We start from the raw sequence: 20,656 nt of genomic DNA, 5'->3' as shown, positions 1-20,656 counted from the left end.
TGTGTTTCCTGTACGCGTCAGCCCGCACCGTTACCTGTGGTAATGGTGATGGTGGTAATGGTGGTGGTGCTGATGCGGTTCATGGATGTTGTGTACTCTGTCATTTTTATTTGTCTGTCTTGTATTCCTATATTGGTTAAAGTATCTGCCCGCCTAAGTCAATAAATTTTTAAATTGATCACATTCCGAAACTTGTTCATGTGCTGCTGGCGATATATTTAGTTTCAACCAATTCCCCCTGTTATGATCTCTTGCAACCAGACGTAATCTCTTATTATTTTAAAAATTACAGCACGTTATTTTGTTAGTTTTTTTTCAATATCATGGACCAAACGGTGCAACATTACCGTATCTCGCTGTCCCAGCAGGCCAATTCGCTGTTGTAGCCAGTCGGTTAATTTGTGGTCATCGGCCGCCTCCAGAGTCGTTAGCAGGCGTAAAAGGCGCGCGCGTAACGCCTGTAACTGCGATTCATCAGCAATATCAACGGATTCTGTGGTCTGTTGCATTAAACCTGCTAATTGATAGCAATACACCATGACTGCCTGTCCCAGATTGAGCGAAGGGTAATCCGCCGCCATCGGCACGCCGGTCAATACATCCGCCAGCGCCAGCTCGTCATTGGTCAAACCGGAATCCTCACGGCCAAAAACCAGCGCGGCATGACGCATCCAGCGTGATTTTTCCTGTAATAAGGGAACCAGTTCAGCGGGCGAAGCGTAGTAATGAAATTTTGCCCGGCTGCGGGCTGTCGTCGCGACGGTAAAATCCACATCGTGGAGCGCGTCGGCAAGGGTGTGGAAAACCTCAATATTATCAATAATATCTCCAGATCCATGTGCGACCCAACGGGTGGCGGGCTCCAGGTGCGCCTGGCTGTCGACAATACGCAGGTCAGTAAATCCCATGGTCTTCATAGCCCGGGCGGCTGCGCCGATATTTTCCGCTCTGGCGGGAGCGACAAGAACGATTGTTACACGCATTTCATTACTCTTTTTGACTAATTTACAGGAAATTAGCTGGCGTTTGTAAGCATATTACGCTTCGCAAATTTACAAAATTTTAACGGATATCACTGAAAAAGCATTTTTGATTTCGTAAAAGACGCTACACTATTGCGTATCTGTACTATTGCTGTTTATGTTAACAGAACATCGTTATCCTGCTGTTTATTTAGGATAATTTAATTTAAAATAGATCCTGCTCTTTGGATTCATCGCATTTATTAGTTGGCTTACGTAACTAGTTGGAATATTGCAAATTTGTGATGAAAGCTAGCATTTAGCTACGATGATTTCATCAAACTGTTAACGTGCTACAATTGAACTTGATATATGTCAACGAAGCGTAGTTTTATTAGGTGTCCGGTACGTCTTAGCCTGTTATGTTGCTGTTAAAATGGTTAGGATGACAGCCGTTTTTGACACTGTCGGGTCCAGAGGGAAAGTACCCACGACCAAGCTAATGATGTTGTTGACGTTGATGGAAAGTGCATCAAGAACGCAATTACGTACTTTAGTCATGTTACGCCGATCATGTTAATTTGCGACATGCATCAGGCAGGTCAGGGACTTTTGTACTTCCTGTTTCGATTTAGTTGGCAATTTAGGTAGCAAACATGCAGACCCCGCACATTCTTATCGTTGAAGACGAGTTGGTAACACGCAACACGTTGAAAAGTATTTTCGAAGCGGAAGGCTATGATGTATTCGAAGCGACAGATGGCGCGGAAATGCATCAGATCCTCTCTGAATATGACATCAACCTGGTGATCATGGATATCAATCTGCCAGGGAAAAACGGTCTCCTGTTAGCGCGTGAACTGCGTGAACAGGCTAACGTTGCGCTGATGTTCCTGACGGGCCGCGATAACGAAGTCGACAAAATTCTCGGCCTCGAAATCGGCGCGGATGATTACATCACCAAACCGTTTAACCCACGCGAATTGACCATCCGTGCCCGCAACCTGCTGTCCCGTACCATGAACCTGGGTACCGTCAGCGAAGAGCGTCGTAGCGTTGAAAGCTACAAGTTCAACGGTTGGGAACTGGATATCAACAGTCGTTCACTGATCGGCCCGGACGGCGAGCAGTATAAACTACCGCGCAGCGAGTTCCGCGCGATGCTTCACTTCTGCGAAAACCCTGGCAAAATTCAGTCGCGCGCAGAGCTGTTGAAGAAAATGACCGGGCGTGAGCTGAAGCCGCATGACCGTACTGTTGACGTTACCATTCGTCGTATTCGTAAGCATTTCGAATCCACGCCGGATACGCCGGAAATCATCGCCACCATTCACGGCGAAGGTTATCGCTTCTGCGGCGACCTGCAGGATTAATTCGGCCCAGGCGCCGAACCGTAAAAACAGCCGGTAAGTTATTCTTACTGGCTGTTTCTTATGCTCCCCTTCCGCTAAGCGGCCTCGCTTTCCCTCCTGACCTGCCGTTATGACGTACTCTTTTACATAAAAATTGTCGTATAGCGCTGTTTATCTCAGCTTGCGAAAGTTAAGGTAGTTTGTGTATTTACATTAAAGAGTAATACACGGGATTTGTTAGTCCCCAAAAAATAAGGGGATGCTCACAGGACGTGAGGTTTCAAAGGATGAAAAAATCACCATTATGCTGCTACCTGTTTTGTGCAGCGATGTCAGCTTCATCAGTCGCGCTGGCTGCTACCGCGCCGGTCTCCGCAGGCGTTATTCATTTCAAAGGTCAGATTGTCGAATATGGTTGTAATCTTGCGCCTCACGATCGCAATATCGAGGTATCATGTTTGCGGAATAATATCCCCCATTTGCAGACAGTCGCCACACCGTCTGGAAACGCTATTTCGTTGATGAATGGAATCGCCACGGTACGGCACGTGTCGTTAAAAGATCATCCGGAGATTCAAAGCCTGATCGTCCAGTACCGCTAACCGCTTATGGCTCCCGCCGGGAGGAGTTCCGGCAGGCGGCGATTTCGCTCAGTAAAACGCCGCCCGCCTGCATTTTGTACTTTTCTCTCATTCGTATCCTCCAACAGCGATGTTCATCGCTTCGCTATCCTGTATGCTCTACGCGCTCGTTAAGCACGGTACCTATGATAGCTGTCATAAAATGATTGCAAATAAAATCATCACATTTACTATGGTTAACCTTACAAACAGCGTTGTCGCTCATGCATTGATAAGGTGAATACATTGACTTAAATATTCTTGTTGGCTATTTTAATTTACTTAATTATAATTTTAAGTGAATATTAAATTTATCTTTACCTTTTAATAGTCAACCACTTTATCAGCCATAATAATGGGGAAGATATGAAGCAGTTAAACGGCGGGAATGTGTATCGTCCCACAGGGAAAGAAAAAAACCTGCAAGCCATTTTAAATATTCATCGGCACGTTATTCAAAACATCTCCCCTGTCACTATTACGGCCGGTAAAACACTGGATATCAGGATTGATAATCAATCCCACATCCTGTTAATCACTAAAGGCGCTATTAAAGTATGTCGGCGTATCGACAGCATTGTAATGGGCTGCGGTGTCTCACCAATGATTTTAGGCCTTGTAGATGCCTATGCTGACTTATACCAGTTAGAAGAGAATTCAGACGTCTTTTTTATCGCCGAAACCACCTGTGAATATTATCCTGTCCCAGTAAAAGATTTTGTGGAAATAGCCGATGAAAAGCATCTCTGGCGTGACATTTCGAACATCCTGATGTACCGCATTGCTTTCATGACTAACCGTGACAGAAACCTTATCGGGCAGGACGCCTATAGCCAGATAAAAGCGCTGTTACTTGAACTGTGGTCGTATCCTGAAAGCTCACGATTTGAGATCAACGCACAGAACTTCATACAGCAGAGAACCGGGCTTTCACGCAGCCGTATCATGCAGGTACTTTCAGAACTAAAAGCGGGGGACTATATAAAAATACTGCATGGAAGACTGTTAGAGCTTCGAAACCTGCCGGTTTCATTTTAAACGGACAAGCGTCGTATATTCTTAAAAATAAAGCAATATAGAGTTAAATAAATCCTCCAGGAAATAATAACTATTATCAAAAAAGAGATCTTGCTCTATAAATCCAGTCATCAAGCGTACTTCTTTAGTGGTATTTTATTAAACTTTGTTACCGGGTCCGAAACTGGACTGCCGTTCAATATTGCATCAGAATTTTTATTGAGTTCATAGTTGATATACGTAGAATAGCCGCCTGCTTATCTACAGAACAGAAAGAAGCGCATACAGAGTAAAATATAATATTTTATTTTATATAGCTATCTTTATTTTTCAGCGAATAGAATCAGGCAACAATTAATATGTTTAATAAGAAAATTATGATCCTGGCAATGTTAACTGCCGTAGCATCCACACCGGTATTTGCCCAGAACACGATTACGTTCAATGGCAAAATTTACGATCAGGCGTGTACGGTTCAGGTTAATGGCTCCACGGATACCACCATTGATTTAGGTAATTACAGCAAAGAACGCATCGCGGAAAAAGGTGCCACAACCGATTACGTGCCGTTTACCGTAAGCCTGGTTAGCTGCCCGGAAGCAGGGACTGGCGTACCAACCCAGGCCATGTTCCGCTTCCACGGCGCAACAGATGATTCCAACCCAACGTACTTCAAAAACGCGGACGAAGGATCGGAAACGGGCGCCGCGGGTGTCGGTATTTCTATTCAGAACGCCTCACATAGCGATGTGACAGATAACACGGATGATGCCGCAGTAAACCTGCCAACCGACGGCTCGACAGCAGACTTTACCTATTACGCCGCCATGGCAAACGATGGTTCCGCAACCGTAACCGGTGGAGATGTTAGCACTCAGGTTACGTATACCGTTTCGTATCAGTAAGGCATTCTCATCCTGATGTGGACAGGCAGGATGCCAGTCCATAGCGTAAAACATCTTTACAGAGTAAAAAATGAAACACATAAAGAAATCCGTGTTGGTCGTATTACTGACAAGCCATGTTGCCCATGCCAGCATTGTTGTTGGCGGAACCCGACTGGTTTTCGACGGCAATAATGATGATTCGTCAATCAATGTAGAGAATAAAGACAGCAAAGCGAATCTTGTTCAGTCATGGTTATCGGTTGCCGATCCCCAGGTCACAAATAAGCAGGCGTTTATTATCACCCCGCCTCTTTTTCGCCTTGATGCCGGGCAAAAGAACAGCATTCGGGTTATTCGCTCTGGCGCCCCCCTACCTGCAGATCGGGAATCTATGTACTGGCTCAATATTAAGGGTATTCCTTCTATTGATGATAATGCCTCCGCGAACCGCGTGGAAATCTCCATTAATACCCAAATAAAGCTTATATATCGGCCGCCAGCATTAACAAAATCGACGCCTGATAGCCAGAGCCAACAATTAAAATGGCAGACGGCAGGTGATGTTATTACCGTAAATAACCCCACGCCCTATTATATGAACTTTGCCAGTGTGACGCTTAACAGCCATGAAGTGAAATCAGCGACCTTCGTTCCGCCAAAATCATCAGCGTCATTTAAATTGAGTTCTACTGCCGCCCCTCATGGCACGGTAACGTGGCGATTAATCAGCGATTATGGGATGAGTTTAGAGCCGCATTCCGGTTCATTCTAGCCATTAACGACTTCACTTTACTTTTACCCTTTCAGGACTTTTACTGTGCAATTCTCCAGAGTAGAGCCCCGTTCTCAATTAGCGTTATCGTTTCTCTTTATATGCTGTTCCATAAAACCAGCGTTAGCGCATGATCATTTTAATCCATTATCGTTGGAAAATGATGAACCGGGCGTGGAGAATGTCGATCTATCGGTTTTCGAAAAGGGGGGGCAGGCAGAAGGCACCTATAACGTTGATATTTATATTAATAACACCAATGTTGAAACAAAAAATATTGCCTTTAAAAATAAAAAATCAGCAGATAATAAGCTCTCCCTACAGCCGTGTCTTAGCGTTGAACAACTCAAGCAGTGGGGCGTAAAAACAGAAAACTTCCCCGAGCTTCAAAATGACCCAAACGGGTGTACCGATCTTAGTCTGCTGGCTGGCGCTGTAGCAAAGTTTAATGTCATCGGTAACCGGCTGGATTTAGCGATCCCTCAAATCGCGTTGATCGCCGACCCGCGAGAATTCGTCCCTACCAGCGAATGGGATGAAGGCATTAATGCTTTTTTGCTGAATTACAGTTTTACCGGATCGCAGGATCACGATATTGATGAAAACCGGACGGAAAATAGCGAATACGCTAACCTGCGCCCAGGTATTAACATTGGCGCATGGCGTTTTCGTAACTACTCAACCTGGAATCATGATAGCGATGGGCAAAATAGCTGGGATTCTGCCTACACCTATGTTTCTCGCGATATCGAATTTTTAAAAGGACAGCTGATCGCTGGGGAAAATAACACGCCAGCGGACGTCTTTGACAGTATTTCATTTAAGGGCGTACAGATCTCTTCTGATGACGATATGTTGCCGGACAGTATGAAAGGGTTCGCCCCGGTCATTCGCGGGGTGGCCAAAAGCAGCGCGCAGGTAACCGTTGAACAAAACGGTTATACCATCTACAAAACTAACGTTCCGGCGGGTCCATTCGCCATTAATGATCTTTATCCAACCGGCGGTTCGGGCGACCTGTACGTCACCATCAAAGAATCCGATGGTTCTGAACAGCATTTCATTGTGCCCTACGCCAGCGTTCCGGTATTACAGCGTGAAGGCCACCTGAAATACGACCTGACGGTAGGCCGCACGCGTTCATCAGATACGCATTCCGCGCAACAGAATTTCGCAGAACTGACGGCCTTATACGGATTAGCAGGCGGCATAACCGCCTATGGCGGAATAGAGAGTACGCTGAGCAATGATATTTATCATGCGGCGCTCATCGGGACAGGCTTAAACCTTGGCGATCTGGGCGCATTGTCTTTAGACGTCACCAATTCATGGTCAAAAATTAAAGCAGGCGATGTGGTTAGCGATACGCTTACCGGACAGTCCTGGCGTATTCGTTACAGCAAAGATATTCAGTCAACAGGCACCAATTTCACTGTCGCTGGCTACCGTTATTCGACCAAAGATTACTACGCTCTTGAGGATGTGCTGGATACCTATAGCGATAATAGTCACTATGATCATGTACGTAATCGCACCGACCTGTCGTTATCGCAAGACATTATCTACGGTTCCATTTCACTCACTTTATATAATGAAGATTACTGGAATGACACTCATACCACATCATTAGGTATTGGCTATAACAACACATGGCATAACGTAAGCTATGGCATTAACTATTCTTATACGCTGAACACCGATAATTCTCAGGATGAAGACGACGATACGGAAGACAGTAATGACCAGCAAATTTCAATCAATATTAGTATTCCGTTAGATGCCTTTATGCCGTCAACGTATGCCACCTACAATATGAACTCCGCGAAAGACGGCGATACCACGCACACTGTCGGTTTAAACGGAACAGCGCTGGCACAGAAAAATCTCTCATGGAGCGTTCAGGAAGGTTATTCCTCTCAAGAGAAAGCCACCAGCGGTAATGTGAGCGCAACCTATAACGGGACGTATGCGGATATTAACGGCGGGTATAGCTACGATAATCATATGCGTCGCCTGAATTATGGCGTTCAGGGCGGCGTACTACTACATCGAAATGGCCTGACACTATCCCAGCCAATGGACGACACCATCATATTGGTTAAAGCCCCTGGCGCAGCGGGTGTCCCCGTGAATAACGAAACGGGCGTGGACACCGATTTTCGGGGCTATGCCGTCGTACCTTATGCTTCGCCTTACCATCGTAATGAAGTGTCTTTAGATACGACTGGCATTAGAAAAAATATTGAGCTCATTGATACCAGTAAAACGCTGGTGCCTACCCGTGGCGCGGTGGTCAGGGCTGAATATAAAACCAATATTGGTTACAAGGCATTGATGGTATTAACCCGCATAAACAATCTGCCTGTTCCTTTTGGCGCGACCGTCTCGTCTTTAACAAAACCAGACAATCACAGCAGTTTTGTTGGTGATGCGGGGCAGGCCTGGTTAACCGGACTGGAAAAACAAGGGCGGTTATTAGTGAAGTGGGGACCAACAGCAGCAGACCGGTGTCAGGTCTCTTATCGTATACCGAGCTCCCCCTCCGCTTCTGGCGTAGAAATCTTACACGAGCAATGCCAGTGATTCTGGTGGGATAAAAGATGAATATGAACAGATTTGCTGCATTAGCCGCCCTGTTAACGTTCACGGGTCTGGCATTATGGTCGCCCTCGATCAGCGCGGCATACAATACCGCAGATGCCGTAGACATTAACGTTACGGGATTAATTTATGCCGATCCGTGTACCGTGACGGTCCCCGACACGCTCTCTCTTGGACAATATGCCCGGGCGGATATCGCTGTGGCCGGCGGCAATACCGCCACCATTCCTTTCACCATAAAAATGACGAATTGCCCGGCAACGACCACAAAAGCCGCGATTTCATTTAATGGCGTACCTTATCCCGATCCAAATTATGCTTCTGCGATTTATGCAAACAGCGCGGCCAATCCGGCGCAGGATTTAGGATTACAGCTTTTTAACCTGGACGGTAAAAGTCTGGTCAATCTGGCCAACAACGTCACTTACACGGTGGATATCAACAGTAATACCCATGAAGCCAATTTGCCTGTCGCCGCAAGGATGTATACCCCGCACGGAAAAGTCACGGCAGGGGATTTCACGTCCGTTGTGACGATCACTATCGCATGGCAATAACATCTTTCTATTTTCACCTGGTATAAAAGCAGGAATTTTTCATGAGAAGGTTATATCTGGCGCTTATTCTGCTGTTCGCGTACTCCAGTTATGGTTACGCTTCCTGTAAACGTTCCGGAAATGAAGGCGCGATCACTATCACCCCGCCGTCGCAGCTTGTGGTGGATAGCCACGCCTATACCGCAGGCGAGGTGTTGTGGCAATCGGGCTGGGTTTCCACCTCCGAAGTCACAATGGATGGCTGTAGTCGCGATTATAAGGTCGGTTTTTTATATGAACCCGGTAGCGCGCAGTCAAATGCATCAGCGACAATCAATGCGAATGACGGGAACAACACGCCGGTATTTAGCACCGGGATTTCCGGCGTGGGCATTGCGATTAAAACCCAAACGAATGCTGGCCCTTACGATAATGTCATGCCAATCGATAATACCTACCATAATGGCGATGGCAATAAAACACACCATGCGATGGCTCCCGCCTACAATGTTGAACTGGTCGCCTTAGGCGGTCCGATCACCTCCGGTACCGCGACATTCCAAAGTCCACTGGCGCGCGTATCTTTTCGCGATAGCGCAACGGAAGACTCCGGCGGCGATATCCTGACCCATCTGTATTTGGGGAATACGCAATTGATTATGAAAGCAATGGGATGTCGGGTAGAAACACCTGCCATCACCGTGGATTTAGGCAGCGTCAATTTAGGCAGTTTCACTAATAGTCAAACCGCGGGCACAGGCGAGCAGGATATCTTATTGACCTGCGAACAAGGCACCGCTATTTCCGCATCGTTAAGCGCCCAACCTGCCAGCGGAAATAACCCTGATAATTCAGTCATCCAGTTGAGCAATGCAAGCGCGCCAACCAGCGCAACCGGCGTTGGCGTACAGTTGGGTATTCAGGCGCCGGACGCTGGTTTCTTTACCGACAGTTTGCCAATCAATCAAAAAATTGATCTCTTTACTCACGCTATTACCACCAATGCCGATGGCAGCCAGACGGTTAGCGGCGGAACCATGAATATGTCGACCACCCTGAAAATTAGCGCGCGCTACTATAAAACCGCCGCCACGGTAACGGCCGGGCAAGCGAATGCCACGGCAACATTAAACCTGACCTATAACTAACGGCATCACAGTTTCTGGCGCTGCGCGGGAAAACGTTAACGCGCGCGCCCGTTAGATTTATTTCCACAAACGTAATTCGTCATCTTTTACTGGCGGTAATGACTTACGTTGCTGACAAGAGAGCGAATACCAGTCCAGATGGCGCGTCAGGAACATCACGCCGCCAAGCGCCAGTAGCAGAACGCCGGTACCCAGAAGCAACGAGCTATCTTCCGAACGCAGCAATCCCCACATCACGCCATCCAGCGCCAATAACGCTAACGTAAACAGCACGCTATTGCGCCATCCTTTCAGCACCGCCTGCAAATAAACGCTATTCATCAACGCGCCCACCAGGCTTGCGGCGATCCAGGCTGGCGTGAAACCGATATGTTCCGACAGTGCCAGCAACAGCAGGTAGAACATCACCAGCGATAACCCCACCAGCAGATACTGCATCGGGTGTAACCGCTGTCCCGTCAGGGTTTCGAAGACAAAGAAAGCCATAAACGTTAGCGCAATCAACAAAATGGCATATTTCGTCGCTCTGTCCGTCAGTTGATACTGATCGGCTGGCGTCGATACAGCGACGCTAAACGCCGGTAAGTTGTCCCAATCCACCTTTTGCACATCAGCAAACCGTTCGCCGAGATTCGTGGCAAACCGGCTGGTTTGCCACTGGGCCTGAAATCCTGAACCGCTGATTTCGCGTTTACCGGGAAGAAAATCCCCCACAAAATTTGGGTGCGGCCAGTTGCTGGTCAGGGTCATTTCACTGCTACGCCCGACGGGAACCAGTGAAAAGCTGCCGGTTCCGCTTAAATTTAGCGACATCGCCAACGTCAGGTTGCGCGTCGCCCACTGACTGTCCGGCAGCGGGATATGAATGCCCTCTCTACTTTCCGGTAAGCCGGTCCCCGGTTCTACAGTGAGCGTTTCACCATTCACCTGCGGCGCTTTTACTGCGCTGATACCGCGCGCATCGCCGACGCCTACGACGATAAAGGGCTTTCCAAGGGTAATGTTCGGTCTGTTCAGCTCATGCAGACGGGCCACATCAAACTCTGCCTTTATCGCCATATCGGTATGCCACACCTGCCCCTGATAAATACCTATTTTTCGCGCTTCAACGTTTTGATTGCCTTCAACCAATAGCGACTCTGGCAGCCAAAAATAGAGATAGCTGCGCTTATACTGGACCTCTTTCTCCTCTTCCAGCACGGTATAGAGCTCTGTCACCGGAACCGCCACCAGCGGGCCGACAACCTTTTGCGGGCCGCTGGTACTCTGACGAATAGCGGCTTCTACATGGCTTCGATAATCAGCACGTTCCACGATGGTGTGCCGTACCATCATCAGGGGAATTAACAGCAGGATCATGGCGCCGCCTAACGTAATCATTTTCCACAACAGGGGGGATTTCAACATAGCGTTCTCCTTTGCAATGCCAGCAGTGTAAGAACGCGATGTGGGGAGAATTTGAAGTTATGTGAAGTGACGGTGAAGTGTCAACGAGGCCAGCACGCCGCCTTCGGGACGATTGCACAACGTCACCTCACCGTTGAGGAGTCGCGCCGCCTCGCTGACAAACGCCAGCCCAAGCCCGCTGCTTTTACGCCCGTTTTCACGGGGCAACGAATAGAATCGGTCGAAAATGCGCGGCAGCGCAAAATCAGGAATACCACAGCCGGAATCCGTCACCTGCAGGATCGCTTTCTCCCCCATCGGCTGAGCGCTTAATGTGATAACGCCATTTTCAGGCGTAAAGTCGATGGCATTGTCCAATACATTGCCCAGCGCCTGCGCCAGAAGCTCCGCGTCGGCGACGACAACCAGCGAGGAAGGCCGTAGAGTAAGCGTGATCTTTTTTGCCGCCAACTGAATACTGCGCGCCTCGCTAAGCTGCGTAAATAGCTCATCAACAGCAACCGGCGCGAGAGGGATATCCTGTCGGTTTTCCAGCCGCGCCTGGCGCAGCAGGGTCTCTACCAGCGCCTGCATTCGCATATTTTGCGCCAGTATATTCTCTGTAAAGCGGGTAACCACTTCCGCGGGCGGTCCTTCACGCAGAATCTCCGCCGCGCCGCGTATCGCCGCCAGTGGACTTTTCAGCTCATGAGTCAACGCATACACGTACTGCTCAATGTCATTCTTGCCTTCCAGCTTAATGCGCATACTCTCCAGCGCCTGCGCCAGTTTACGCAGCTCGCTGCTGCCTAATGCAGGTAACGCAAGCGGGCGGTTTTCGGTGACGGAATCCGCATAGCGCGTCAACCGGGCGATGGAGCGGTTAATCCACCAGACCATCCCCGCGCCAATCGCCAGCGCAATCCCCAGTAAAACGGCGCTGGCCCACAGAATGCGCCGTTCGCTGCGCTTAATCACCGGCGCCATTGCCGCATTCGGTTTACCTACAGACAGGACGCCGATAATCCGCCCATCGCTGATTATCGGCGCGGCTACGTACATCACCGTGCTATTGGGATCGGCAGCATCTTTTGCCGTGCTGCGGGCGCCATACTGTCCGCGCAGCGTAAGCCAGACGTCATTCCAGCGAGAATAATCCTGCCCCACCGCTTTGTTTTCCGAATCAAACAATACCTTCCCCTGCGCATCCGTCATGTAGACATGGTATTCATTACGCACTTTGACGATCCCGCTGATATTGGCGCGAAACGGGCGATGTTGCAGTTGGGCGAATGCTTTCGCCAACTGGCCGTCAGTCGGGTTGCCGGAAAGGAGATCGTCGCGGGCCAGCGCCGCCAGCAGCGTCGCGGTGTCAATCAGCGTCCCTTCCGTCGCGCGGCGGACGCCCGGCTTTATCTCCTGAACGAAGATAGACAGCACAAACACGGCGGCGACGGCGACAATAAGAAAGTAGCCCAGTAGCAAACGCATTCCGATGCGCATCAGACGCTCCTCAGGCTGTATCCCATTCCACGATGCGTGTTAATTGGCGAGAGATCCGGGTTGATCGCGCGTAGTTTAGCGCGCAGGGTTTTGATGTGTGTATCGACCGTCCGATCGTAGGTCTCCTGGGCATCAGACCAGACAATATCCATCAATTGCTGACGCGAGTACACGCGCTCCGGCGACAGCAGCAGGGTTTTAAGAAGCAGAAACTCATAACGCGTCAGCGAGAGCGGCGTACCAAACCAGGCGATCTGCGCCGCCGGTTCATTGAGTTCAAAATGTCCGGTACGCACCACCGGCGACGGCGCAGCAAACTTTTTCACCCGGCGCAGCAGCGTGCGCACGCGGGCGCTCACTTCGCGCGGCGAGAACGGCTTGGCGACATAATCATCTGCGCCGATCTCCAGACCAAGCAATCGATCCACTTCATCGCTACGGGCAGTCAGGAAAAGAATCGGCAGCGCAGGATGGCGTTCCAGCAACTGCCGACACAGCTCAAAGCCGCTGATATCCGGCAGTCCCACATCGAGAATCACCGCATCCGGCCGTTGCTGACGCGCTTTTTCCAGCGCGGGCAGCCCGCGAGCGAATAGCTCAACGGTAAACCCTTCCAGTTGCAGGGTGTAGATGAGCGTATCGGCGATTCCCTGTTCATCCTCGACTAACCAGACCTGCGGTTGCTGCATACTCTTTCCCTGTTATTGTCGCCACGGCATGACCGGCACCGCGCTGATGGCGTTCTTCGGCGACCCGTCGACTACTTTGTCGGAGTAGGCCAGATACGCCAGCGTGTTGCGTTTCTCATCATAGAAACGCACGACCTGCAATGACTTAAATATCAATGAGGTGCGTTTTTTGAAAACCACCTCTCCCTGCGCCTTGCCGTTCTTAATTTTGTCGCTCAGTTCAATAGGCCCGACCTGCTGGCAAGAGATAGCGGCGTCAGACGTATCTTCCGCCAGCCCCAATCCGCCTTTTATGCCGCCCGTTTTCGCCCGGCTAACATAGCACGTCACGTTTTTGACATCAGGATCGTCAAAAGCTTCCACCACGATTTTATGGTCAGGACCGAACATTTTAAATACCGTATCGACTGAACCAATTTGTTCCGCGCGGGCGCTCTGCCCCAGCAGCAACAAAATTGAGAAAAGTACTAAGCTCTTGTATTTCATATTGTTACCATTCATAAAAGTTACGTTGCGTAATTATTAGACATTCTAAAATAAAATGGTTATAGATCACAGGATTAGAATAATTACCTGTCACGTTGCCTAAAAAAAGCATTTAAGCTCAAAAAAAACACTGAATGCTAAAAGAACAAAAAATGCTATTATCCTCTTACCTTATATCGGGTGCTCGTTGTTGAAAGGATGGGGATATTTTATGGATCAGGCTGGCATAATTCGCGACCTGTTAATCTGGCTGGAAGGTCATCTGGATCAGCCGCTGTCACTTGACAATGTGGCGGCAAAAGCAGGCTATTCCAAGTGGCACCTGCAGAGAATGTTTAAGGACGTGACGGGCCACGCCATTGGCGCTTACATCCGCGCCCGTCGTTTATCGAAATCAGCAGTGGCGCTGCGTTTGACCGCGCGTCCAATTCTGGATATTGCTCTTCAGTACCGCTTCGATTCTCAGCAAACCTTCACGCGCGCCTTTAAGAAACAGTTTTCCCAGACGCCAGCGCTGTATCGTCGCTCCTCGGAATGGAGCGCCTTTGGCATTCGCCCGCCATTACGGCTGGGCGAGTTTACCGTGCCGGAACATCAGTTCGTTACGCTGGAAGATACGCCGCTCCTTGGCGTCACGCAGAGCTATTCCTGCTCACTAGAACAGATTTCCGACTTCCGCCACGAAATGCGCGTGCAATTCTGGCATGATTTCCTCGGTCATTCGCCAACTATTCCGCCAGTGCTTTATGGGCTTAATGAAACGCGCCCCAGCATGGAGAAAGACGATGAGCAGGAAGTATTCTATACCACCGCACTGCCGCAAGAGCAGGCCGATGGCTATGTTCAGTCGGCGCATCCTGTGCTGTTGCAGGGTGGTGAATACGTCATGTTCACCTATGAAGGGTTAGGAACCGGCGTGCAGGATTTTATCCTGACCGTTTACGGCACCTGTATGCCAATGCTGAATCTGACCCGTCGTAAAGGGCAGGATATAGAGCGATACTACCCGTCAGAAGATACCAAAACCGGCGATCGCCCTATCAACCTGCGCTGCGAATTTCTGATCCCGATTCGCCGTTAACGCTGTAGCTCATCCAATGCAGGGGCGTCCAGATGCGAAACGTCCCCTGCGGTTTCTACCACCCACCCAGACGCCAGCCACTGACTTTCCTGGTAATCGATGCGGGAAATAGAGCAGTTGCGCAAACGTAACCGGCGTTCCGCCCAGGCGGGTAGTCCCAGTATAGTACTGACCAGACAGCCCAACGCGATACCGTGACTGACCAATAAAGGTCGGCTGCCCTGCGGTAGCTCCAGACAGGACGCCAGCGCGGCATGAACGCGATCGCTCAACTCCTGCATCGATTCCCCGCCGGGAATGCGGCCATCCTGCGTGCCGTTGACTAACTGACGACGCCAGCCCTCTTCTTCTTCCGTCAGCGAATCGATCTGGCGCTTTTCCAGCACGCCCATATCCAGCTCGCGCAGGCGGGAGTCAAAGGTGATATCACACCCGCACGCCTGGGCGATAATCTCCGCCGTGCGTTTTGTGCGGCCTAAATCGCTGCTGATGATATGGGTGATGCCGAGGCTGCGGGCGCGTTCTCCTACCTGCATGGCCTGCTGCTCGCCTTTTGCTGTCAGGGGACTGTCCGATTGGCCCTGAATACGTCGCTCGGCGTTCCACTGCGTTTCACCGTGGCGAACAAGGTATACCTGTAACATGTTTTTTTTCCGTTATACTGCGATAAATTTTTAAAACTGAGCTTAATTATGCACCAGGTTATCTCTGCGACCACCAATCCTGCCAAAATTCAGGCAATTCTACAGGCATTTGAAGAGATTTTCGGCGAAGGATCGTGCCATATTACGCCCGTCGCCGTCGAGAGCGGCGTACCGGAGCAGCCCTTCGGAAGCGAGGAAACGCGTGCTGGCGCACGAAATCGCGTGGATAATGCGCGACGCCTGCATCCACAAGCTGATTTCTGGGTAGCCATTGAAGCCGGAATTGACGATGACGCCACCTTCAGTTGGGTGGTGATTGATAACGGCGTTCAGCGCGGTGAAGCGCGATCGGCCACGCTGCCGCTGCCCGCCGTCATTCTCGACAGAGTCCACCAGGGGGAAGCGCTTGGCCCGGTGATGTCGCAGTACACAGGTATTGACGAGATTGGTCGCAAAGAGGGCGCCATTGGCGTATTTACCGCCGGAAAATTAACGCGCTCCAGCGTTTACTACCAGGCGGTGATCCTGGCGTTAAGCCCGTTTCATAACGCGGTGTATCGATAATTATTTGCGCTATGTTGTAGGCCTGATAAGCACAGCGCCATCAGGCATTTCGCGGCGATGTCGCCGGATGGCCGCTTCGCCTTATCCGGCCTACGAGCAAATCAGGCGTTTTTCAGCAGTACATTCTCAAGCCAATGACGCAGTTCAACCGGCGCGGATTTCAGGCTGTTTGACCCGCGCGTGATGGTGGCGATGCCCGCCCCCAGCTCGGTTTTCAACTCGCGCTGGCTCATTTCGCCACGCAGCAACTCCTCAATAATGCGCACGCGCGTTCCCAGCGCTTCACGCTCGTCCGGCGTAAGCATCAGTTGTAATAAAGGCAGATGCAGATCCTCTGCATATGCCTGACGGAGTAACTCCACAAAACGAAGCCACTCCTGATTACGTTGTTCGGCGATAGCCGATGAATAAGGGGAATGCTGGGTCATGTTATACCGCCGTTTGTACTGTTACACGAGTACAAATGATAACATAACCCGTCTGCATTAATACCGCCGCTGCCACTCAGAGTCGCTCATTAAGGCCTCTTTCTGCCCCATAAAGTGGCGATAGTAAGCGTCATAGGCCAGAACGTTTTTCACGTAGCCGCGCGTTTCCGAAAAGGGAATGCTTTCGACAAACGCTACGGCATCGATACGCCCGGCGCTATTGCCAAGCCAGGTGCGCACGCGCCCCGGCCCAGCGTTATACGCCGCCGAGGCGAAAATACGGTTATTACCAAACTGCTGATAGACATACTGCAAATAGCTGGTGCCAATGTTGATGTTGGTCTCCGGCTCCAGCAGTTGGCCGGGGCCGCGGTAGTCCGGAATCGAAAACATTTTCACCGTATGGGTGGCCGTTCCCGGCATAATCTGCATTAAGCCGCTGGCCCCTACCGGCGATTTTACTTTCGGGTTCCAGGCGCTCTCCTGGCGGGCAATCGCCATGGCATAGCTTTGTGAGATATCTTTTCCGCGGGTATAGCGGGTAAAAAGATCGTTATACGCCAGCGGAAAACGCTCCTCCAGATGATCCCACAGTTTTCCGGCGATCGTCGCCTGTACGCTCAGATCCCACCAGTGCTGGTTAAACGCATAGCGCGCCAGCTGCGCCTGTTCAGATTTACTACGGCTTTTTACCAGATTCGCCCATTCGCTGCGCGCCGTGTTATCCAGGTTCCAGTACATCAGCTCCCGTACACGCGCCATCTCCGGCCCCTGCGTCAACGCGCTGTTTACGTTGGCGGGCGCTTTATCGATTTTAAGCGTGTACTCTTCGCCTAAACGCTGCGCCGCGACCATCGGATAAAAACCGCGCTTCTGCATTAAAGCATGAAGGATCTCTTTCGCTTCGGCGTCACGACCGCGCTCCAGCAATAAATCCGCCTGCCAGTAACGCCACTCGTCTTTCTCTTTCGCCTCCATCGGCAGTCGGGCAAGCCAGGTATTGAGACCGCGACGATCGCCCATCCCCAGCGCCATACGCACGCGCCGCTCGATAAGCGACGTCGATTGCGAGCGCATAATCGCGTCATCGCGCCATTTCGCCTGCGCATCGGTCACATCGTTGCCCATCAGTCGCCAGGCAACGATATCGCGCAGCGCCTGCGTTTGTTCCTCATTAAGTTTCTGCGCCTGTACCAGCGAGGGGATCATCAGACGCGCATTTTCCGCGTCCTGGCGGGCGACGCTGGCAAACGCGACTTCCGCCATCTGGCGGGTAAAATCGGTGGCGCCGGTGGTGCGTGCGAAGGTCAATACGTTATTAGGGTCATTAGCCAGGGTAATGATCGCTGAGGCGATCGTTTGATATTCCGCCGGCATCTGTCCGGCCAGCACCGTAACCAGCCCCGTATTCCCGGCTTTCATCGCCAGCCGAATACGTTCCAGGTACGCCAGCGGGTCTTGCTTGCCGGAGGCCCGCCAGACGCTGAACAGTTTATCGCAGGCATTCGGCTGGCTTTTGCCGGTCAGCCAAAGGTCTTTCGCGCCCTGCCAGGCCGCTTCCGTTTGCCCGGTACTCCATTTCGCGTAGTAATAGTTACATTGCGCTTCCGTGGTGCCGGGTTTCTCCGGGCTAAACGCCAGCAAGCCGCGCCAGTCTTCACGACGCGCCAGCTCATTGACGAAGCGCGATTGCAGCGTACGCGCAGGCGGAAGCGTTGGATTGGCGCGCACAAACTGCGTGACGGCAATCGCCGGTTGGTTCATCAAATCGTCGGTGATCTTACGGTATTCCAGATACGGGTAGAGCGGATAATCTTTCAAACCCGGCATCATCTGCTCTACCACATCCATCTGGCGGTTGTCCCAGGCCTGCTTAATCTGCGCATAGCGGTTACGCTGCTCTTCCAGTGAGTCGGCCCGCGCGAGGTGACAAAAGGTCAGCAGGCATACGCTGGCGGCGACGAGACGCCAGACAAATGGTTTGGCTCTATCCACAAGCACTTCCTCAATTGTTATCCAATGCAGCATCATGCCGCGTAATGAATTTATGCTAACCAGTCATAGCCATTTGCGCCACGTTACGGACACTTTTTTACTTTTATTGCGAGTGCGATCTGCTGGCTGGGCTTAGGCAGGGAAAAAGGCTACACTTCGCCTTTGACATCTATTCACCATCACGATAAACATAGAGGCGAAGTCCAACGTGGCTCAATTCGTTTATACCATGCATCGTGTCGGCAAAGTGGTTCCGCCGAAACGTCATATTCTGAAAAACATCTCGCTGAGCTTCTTCCCTGGCGCCAAAATCGGCGTGCTGGGCCTTAACGGCGCCGGTAAGTCTACCCTGCTGCGCATCATGGCGGGTCTCGATAAAGATATCGAGGGCGAAGCGCGCCCGCAGCCCGGCATTAAGATTGGCTACCTGCCGCAGGAACCTCAGCTAAACCCGGAACACACGGTACGCGAGTCGATTGAAGAGGCCGTTTCGGAAGTGGTTAACGCCCTCAAACGTCTGGATGAAGTGTACGCGCTGTACGCCGATCCGGATGCCGACTTCGACAAGCTGGCCGCAGAGCAAGGCCGGCTTGAAGAGATTATCCAGGCGCACGACGGTCATAACCTGAACGTGCAGCTTGAGCGCGCAGCTGACGCCCTGCGTCTGCCGGACTGGGATGCCAAAGTCGAAAAACTGTCCGGCGGCGAGCGCCGTCGCGTGGCGCTGTGCCGTCTGTTGCTGGAAAAGCCGGATATGCTGCTGCTCGACGAACCCACCAACCACCTGGATGCCGAATCTGTTGCATGGCTGGAACGTTTCCTGCACGACTTCGAAGGCACGGTCGTGGCGATTACCCACGACCGTTACTTCCTCGATAACGTCGCCGGTTGGATTCTGGAACTTGACCGCGGCGAAGGTATTCCGTGGGAAGGCAACTACTCCTCCTGGCTGGAGCAGAAAGATCAGCGTCTGGCGCAGGAAGCGTCTCAGGAAGCAGCTCGCCGTAAATCCATTGAGAAAGAGCTGGAGTGGGTGCGTCAGGGCGCGAAAGGCCGTCAGTCGAAAGGTAAGGCGCGTCTGGCTCGCTTTGAAGAACTGAACAGCGTTGAGTATCAGAAACGTAACGAAACCAACGAACTGTTTATTCCACCAGGACCGCGTCTGGGCGACAAAGTCATTGAAGTCAGCAACCTGCGTAAATCCTACGGCGACCGCGTACTGATCGATGACCTGAGCTTCTCGGTGCCGAAAGGCGCTATCGTCGGGATCATCGGGCCAAACGGCGCGGGTAAATCGACCCTGTTCCGCATGATGTCCGGTCAGGAGCAGCCTGATAGCGGCACCATTACGCTGGGTGAAACCGTCAAGCTGGCCTCGGTCGATCAGTTCCGCGACGCGATGGACAACAGCAAAACCGTCTGGGAAGAAGTGTCCGGCGGGCTGGATATCATGAAGATCGGCAACACTGAAATGCCAAGCCGCGCCTATGTAGGCCGCTTCAACTTCAAAGGCGTCGATCAGGGCAAACGCGTTGGCGAACTGTCCGGCGGTGAGCGCGGTCGTTTGCACCTGGCGAAGCTGCTGCAGGTGGGCGGCAACGTCCTGCTGCTCGACGAACCGACGAACGACCTGGATATCGAAACCCTGCGCGCGCTGGAAAACGCCCTGCTGGAGTTCCCTGGCTGCGCGATGGTTATCTCGCACGACCGTTGGTTCCTTGACCGTATCGCCACCCACATTCTGGATTATCAGGATGAAGGTAAGGTGGAATTCTTCGAAGGTAACTTTACCGAATACGAAGAGTACAAGAAACGCACGCTGGGCGCCGAGGCGCTGGAGCCGAAGCGTATCAAGTACAAGCGTATTGCCAAATAAATGTCTGAATGCCGGGTGGCGCTTGCGCTTACCCGGCCTACAAACCCAGCGATTCCAGTACGTTGTGAAACTGTAGGCCTGATAAGACGCGGTAAGCGTCGCATCAGGC

General features: G+C 51.2%; 21 protein-coding genes and 1 other annotated feature (1 of these 22 only partly in view). Of the genes, 11 read left to right on the top strand and 10 right to left on the bottom strand.

The genetic code is table 11. From position 1 onward, the window contains the following. Positions 1–82 (bottom strand) — a sequence feature (Thr leader region) (it extends 39 nt beyond the left edge of the window). The 3 genes from thrL to yjjY form a co-directional block, all read right to left on the bottom strand. Beyond that, complete coding sequence (gene thrL, locus ACLJPE_RS13900; protein ID WP_001575544.1) at positions 18–83, bottom strand: thr operon leader peptide; 66 nt, start codon at positions 81–83, stop codon at positions 18–20. (Overlaps the previous feature by 65 nt.) Positions 84–296: 213 nt before the next feature. Next, positions 297–983 carry a tRNA/rRNA methyltransferase gene (locus tag ACLJPE_RS13895; RefSeq protein ID WP_001266769.1) on the bottom strand — a complete coding sequence of 229 codons (687 nt, stop codon included), beginning with the start codon at positions 981–983 and terminating at the stop codon, positions 297–299. A gap of 399 nt (positions 984–1,382) precedes the next feature. Beyond that, on the bottom strand, positions 1,383–1,523 hold the full coding sequence (gene yjjY, locus ACLJPE_RS13890; RefSeq protein ID WP_001541509.1) for a protein YjjY: 141 nt from the start codon (positions 1,521–1,523) through the stop codon (positions 1,383–1,385). Between the two features lie 95 nt (positions 1,524–1,618). Between yjjY and arcA the strand changes: the two genes are divergently transcribed. From arcA to sthE, 8 genes are all read left to right on the top strand, one after another. After that, positions 1,619–2,335, top strand: a complete 717-nt coding sequence (gene arcA, locus ACLJPE_RS13885; protein WP_001194359.1) for a two-component system response regulator ArcA — start codon at positions 1,619–1,621, stop codon at positions 2,333–2,335. A 266-nt stretch (positions 2,336–2,601) separates the two neighbouring features. Then, positions 2,602–2,916 carry a hypothetical protein gene (locus tag ACLJPE_RS13880; RefSeq protein WP_000749519.1) on the top strand — a complete coding sequence of 105 codons (315 nt, stop codon included), beginning with the start codon at positions 2,602–2,604 and terminating at the stop codon, positions 2,914–2,916. A gap of 384 nt (positions 2,917–3,300) precedes the next feature. Continuing rightward, positions 3,301–3,972: a winged helix-turn-helix transcriptional regulator gene (locus ACLJPE_RS13875; protein ID WP_000811639.1), complete on the top strand. Its 672-nt coding sequence runs from the start codon at positions 3,301–3,303 to the stop codon at positions 3,970–3,972. Between the two features lie 338 nt (positions 3,973–4,310). Beyond that, positions 4,311–4,856, top strand: coding sequence for a fimbrial protein (locus ACLJPE_RS13870; RefSeq protein WP_000482248.1), 546 nt, complete (start codon positions 4,311–4,313; stop codon positions 4,854–4,856). A gap of 70 nt (positions 4,857–4,926) precedes the next feature. Then, positions 4,927–5,610: a fimbrial biogenesis chaperone SthA gene (sthA, locus tag ACLJPE_RS13865; protein ID WP_000680514.1), complete on the top strand. Its 684-nt coding sequence runs from the start codon at positions 4,927–4,929 to the stop codon at positions 5,608–5,610. 45 nt (positions 5,611–5,655) lie between these two features. After that, positions 5,656–8,193 carry a fimbrial outer membrane usher protein gene (locus tag ACLJPE_RS13860; RefSeq protein ID WP_039514736.1) on the top strand — a complete coding sequence of 846 codons (2,538 nt, stop codon included), beginning with the start codon at positions 5,656–5,658 and terminating at the stop codon, positions 8,191–8,193. A 17-nt stretch (positions 8,194–8,210) separates the two neighbouring features. Continuing rightward, complete coding sequence (locus ACLJPE_RS13855) at positions 8,211–8,768, top strand: fimbrial protein (protein ID WP_001056983.1); 558 nt, start codon at positions 8,211–8,213, stop codon at positions 8,766–8,768. A gap of 41 nt (positions 8,769–8,809) precedes the next feature. Next, positions 8,810–9,895 carry a fimbrial major subunit SthE gene (sthE, locus tag ACLJPE_RS13850; protein ID WP_001253782.1) on the top strand — a complete coding sequence of 362 codons (1,086 nt, stop codon included), beginning with the start codon at positions 8,810–8,812 and terminating at the stop codon, positions 9,893–9,895. Positions 9,896–9,952: 57 nt separating this feature from the next. Here sthE and creD read toward each other — a convergent pair whose 3' ends face one another. From creD to creA, 4 genes are read right to left on the bottom strand one after another with little or no spacing between them, the layout of a single operon-like run. After that, on the bottom strand, positions 9,953–11,302 hold the full coding sequence (gene creD / locus ACLJPE_RS13845) for a cell envelope integrity protein CreD (RefSeq protein WP_000920387.1): 1,350 nt from the start codon (positions 11,300–11,302) through the stop codon (positions 9,953–9,955). Positions 11,303–11,359: 57 nt separating this feature from the next. Continuing rightward, the gene (gene creC / locus ACLJPE_RS13840; protein WP_023214091.1) at positions 11,360–12,784 is read right to left on the bottom strand and encodes a two-component system sensor histidine kinase CreC; all 1,425 of its coding nucleotides are present in this window, start codon (positions 12,782–12,784) and stop codon (positions 11,360–11,362) included. Then, complete coding sequence (gene creB / locus ACLJPE_RS13835; protein WP_001187050.1) at positions 12,784–13,473, bottom strand: two-component system response regulator CreB; 690 nt, start codon at positions 13,471–13,473, stop codon at positions 12,784–12,786. Before creB ends, creC begins: the two co-directional genes overlap by 1 nt. Before the next feature lie 12 nt (positions 13,474–13,485). Beyond that, positions 13,486–13,959: a protein CreA gene (creA, locus tag ACLJPE_RS13830; RefSeq protein ID WP_000875811.1), complete on the bottom strand. Its 474-nt coding sequence runs from the start codon at positions 13,957–13,959 to the stop codon at positions 13,486–13,488. A gap of 211 nt (positions 13,960–14,170) precedes the next feature. On the opposite strand from creA, the gene robA reads away from it, so the two are divergent. Further along, positions 14,171–15,040, top strand: coding sequence for an MDR efflux pump AcrAB transcriptional activator RobA (gene robA, locus ACLJPE_RS13825; protein WP_000371685.1), 870 nt, complete (start codon positions 14,171–14,173; stop codon positions 15,038–15,040). On the opposite strand, the gene gpmB is transcribed toward robA, so the two are convergent. After that, positions 15,037–15,684, bottom strand: a complete 648-nt coding sequence (gene gpmB / locus ACLJPE_RS13820) for a 2,3-diphosphoglycerate-dependent phosphoglycerate mutase GpmB (RefSeq protein WP_000942363.1) — start codon at positions 15,682–15,684, stop codon at positions 15,037–15,039. The genes robA and gpmB overlap by 4 nt on opposite strands. Positions 15,685–15,732: 48 nt before the next feature. Between gpmB and yjjX the strand changes: the two genes are divergently transcribed. Beyond that, positions 15,733–16,248 carry an inosine/xanthosine triphosphatase gene (gene yjjX, locus ACLJPE_RS13815; RefSeq protein ID WP_000554308.1) on the top strand — a complete coding sequence of 172 codons (516 nt, stop codon included), beginning with the start codon at positions 15,733–15,735 and terminating at the stop codon, positions 16,246–16,248. Positions 16,249–16,349: 101 nt separating this feature from the next. Here yjjX and trpR read toward each other — a convergent pair whose 3' ends face one another. Next, positions 16,350–16,676, bottom strand: a complete 327-nt coding sequence (gene trpR / locus ACLJPE_RS13810; protein ID WP_000192003.1) for a trp operon repressor — start codon at positions 16,674–16,676, stop codon at positions 16,350–16,352. Between the two features lie 57 nt (positions 16,677–16,733). Then, entirely contained in the window at positions 16,734–18,704 is a 1,971-nt protein-coding gene (sltY, locus tag ACLJPE_RS13805; protein ID WP_155580949.1) for a murein transglycosylase, read from the bottom strand. Positions 18,705–18,879: 175 nt separating this feature from the next. On the opposite strand from sltY, the gene ettA reads away from it, so the two are divergent. Further along, on the top strand, positions 18,880–20,547 hold the full coding sequence (gene ettA / locus ACLJPE_RS13800) for an energy-dependent translational throttle protein EttA (protein WP_000046773.1): 1,668 nt from the start codon (positions 18,880–18,882) through the stop codon (positions 20,545–20,547). Positions 20,548–20,656: the final 109 nt, after the last annotated feature.

It is taken from the genome of Salmonella sp. SAL04196 (genome assembly GCF_046550835.1).
Lineage (GTDB): Bacteria > Pseudomonadota > Gammaproteobacteria > Enterobacterales > Enterobacteriaceae > Salmonella > Salmonella enterica.
The sequence above is the reverse complement of the archived record's forward strand: the minus strand, read 5'-3'. Positions and strand labels throughout refer to the sequence as shown.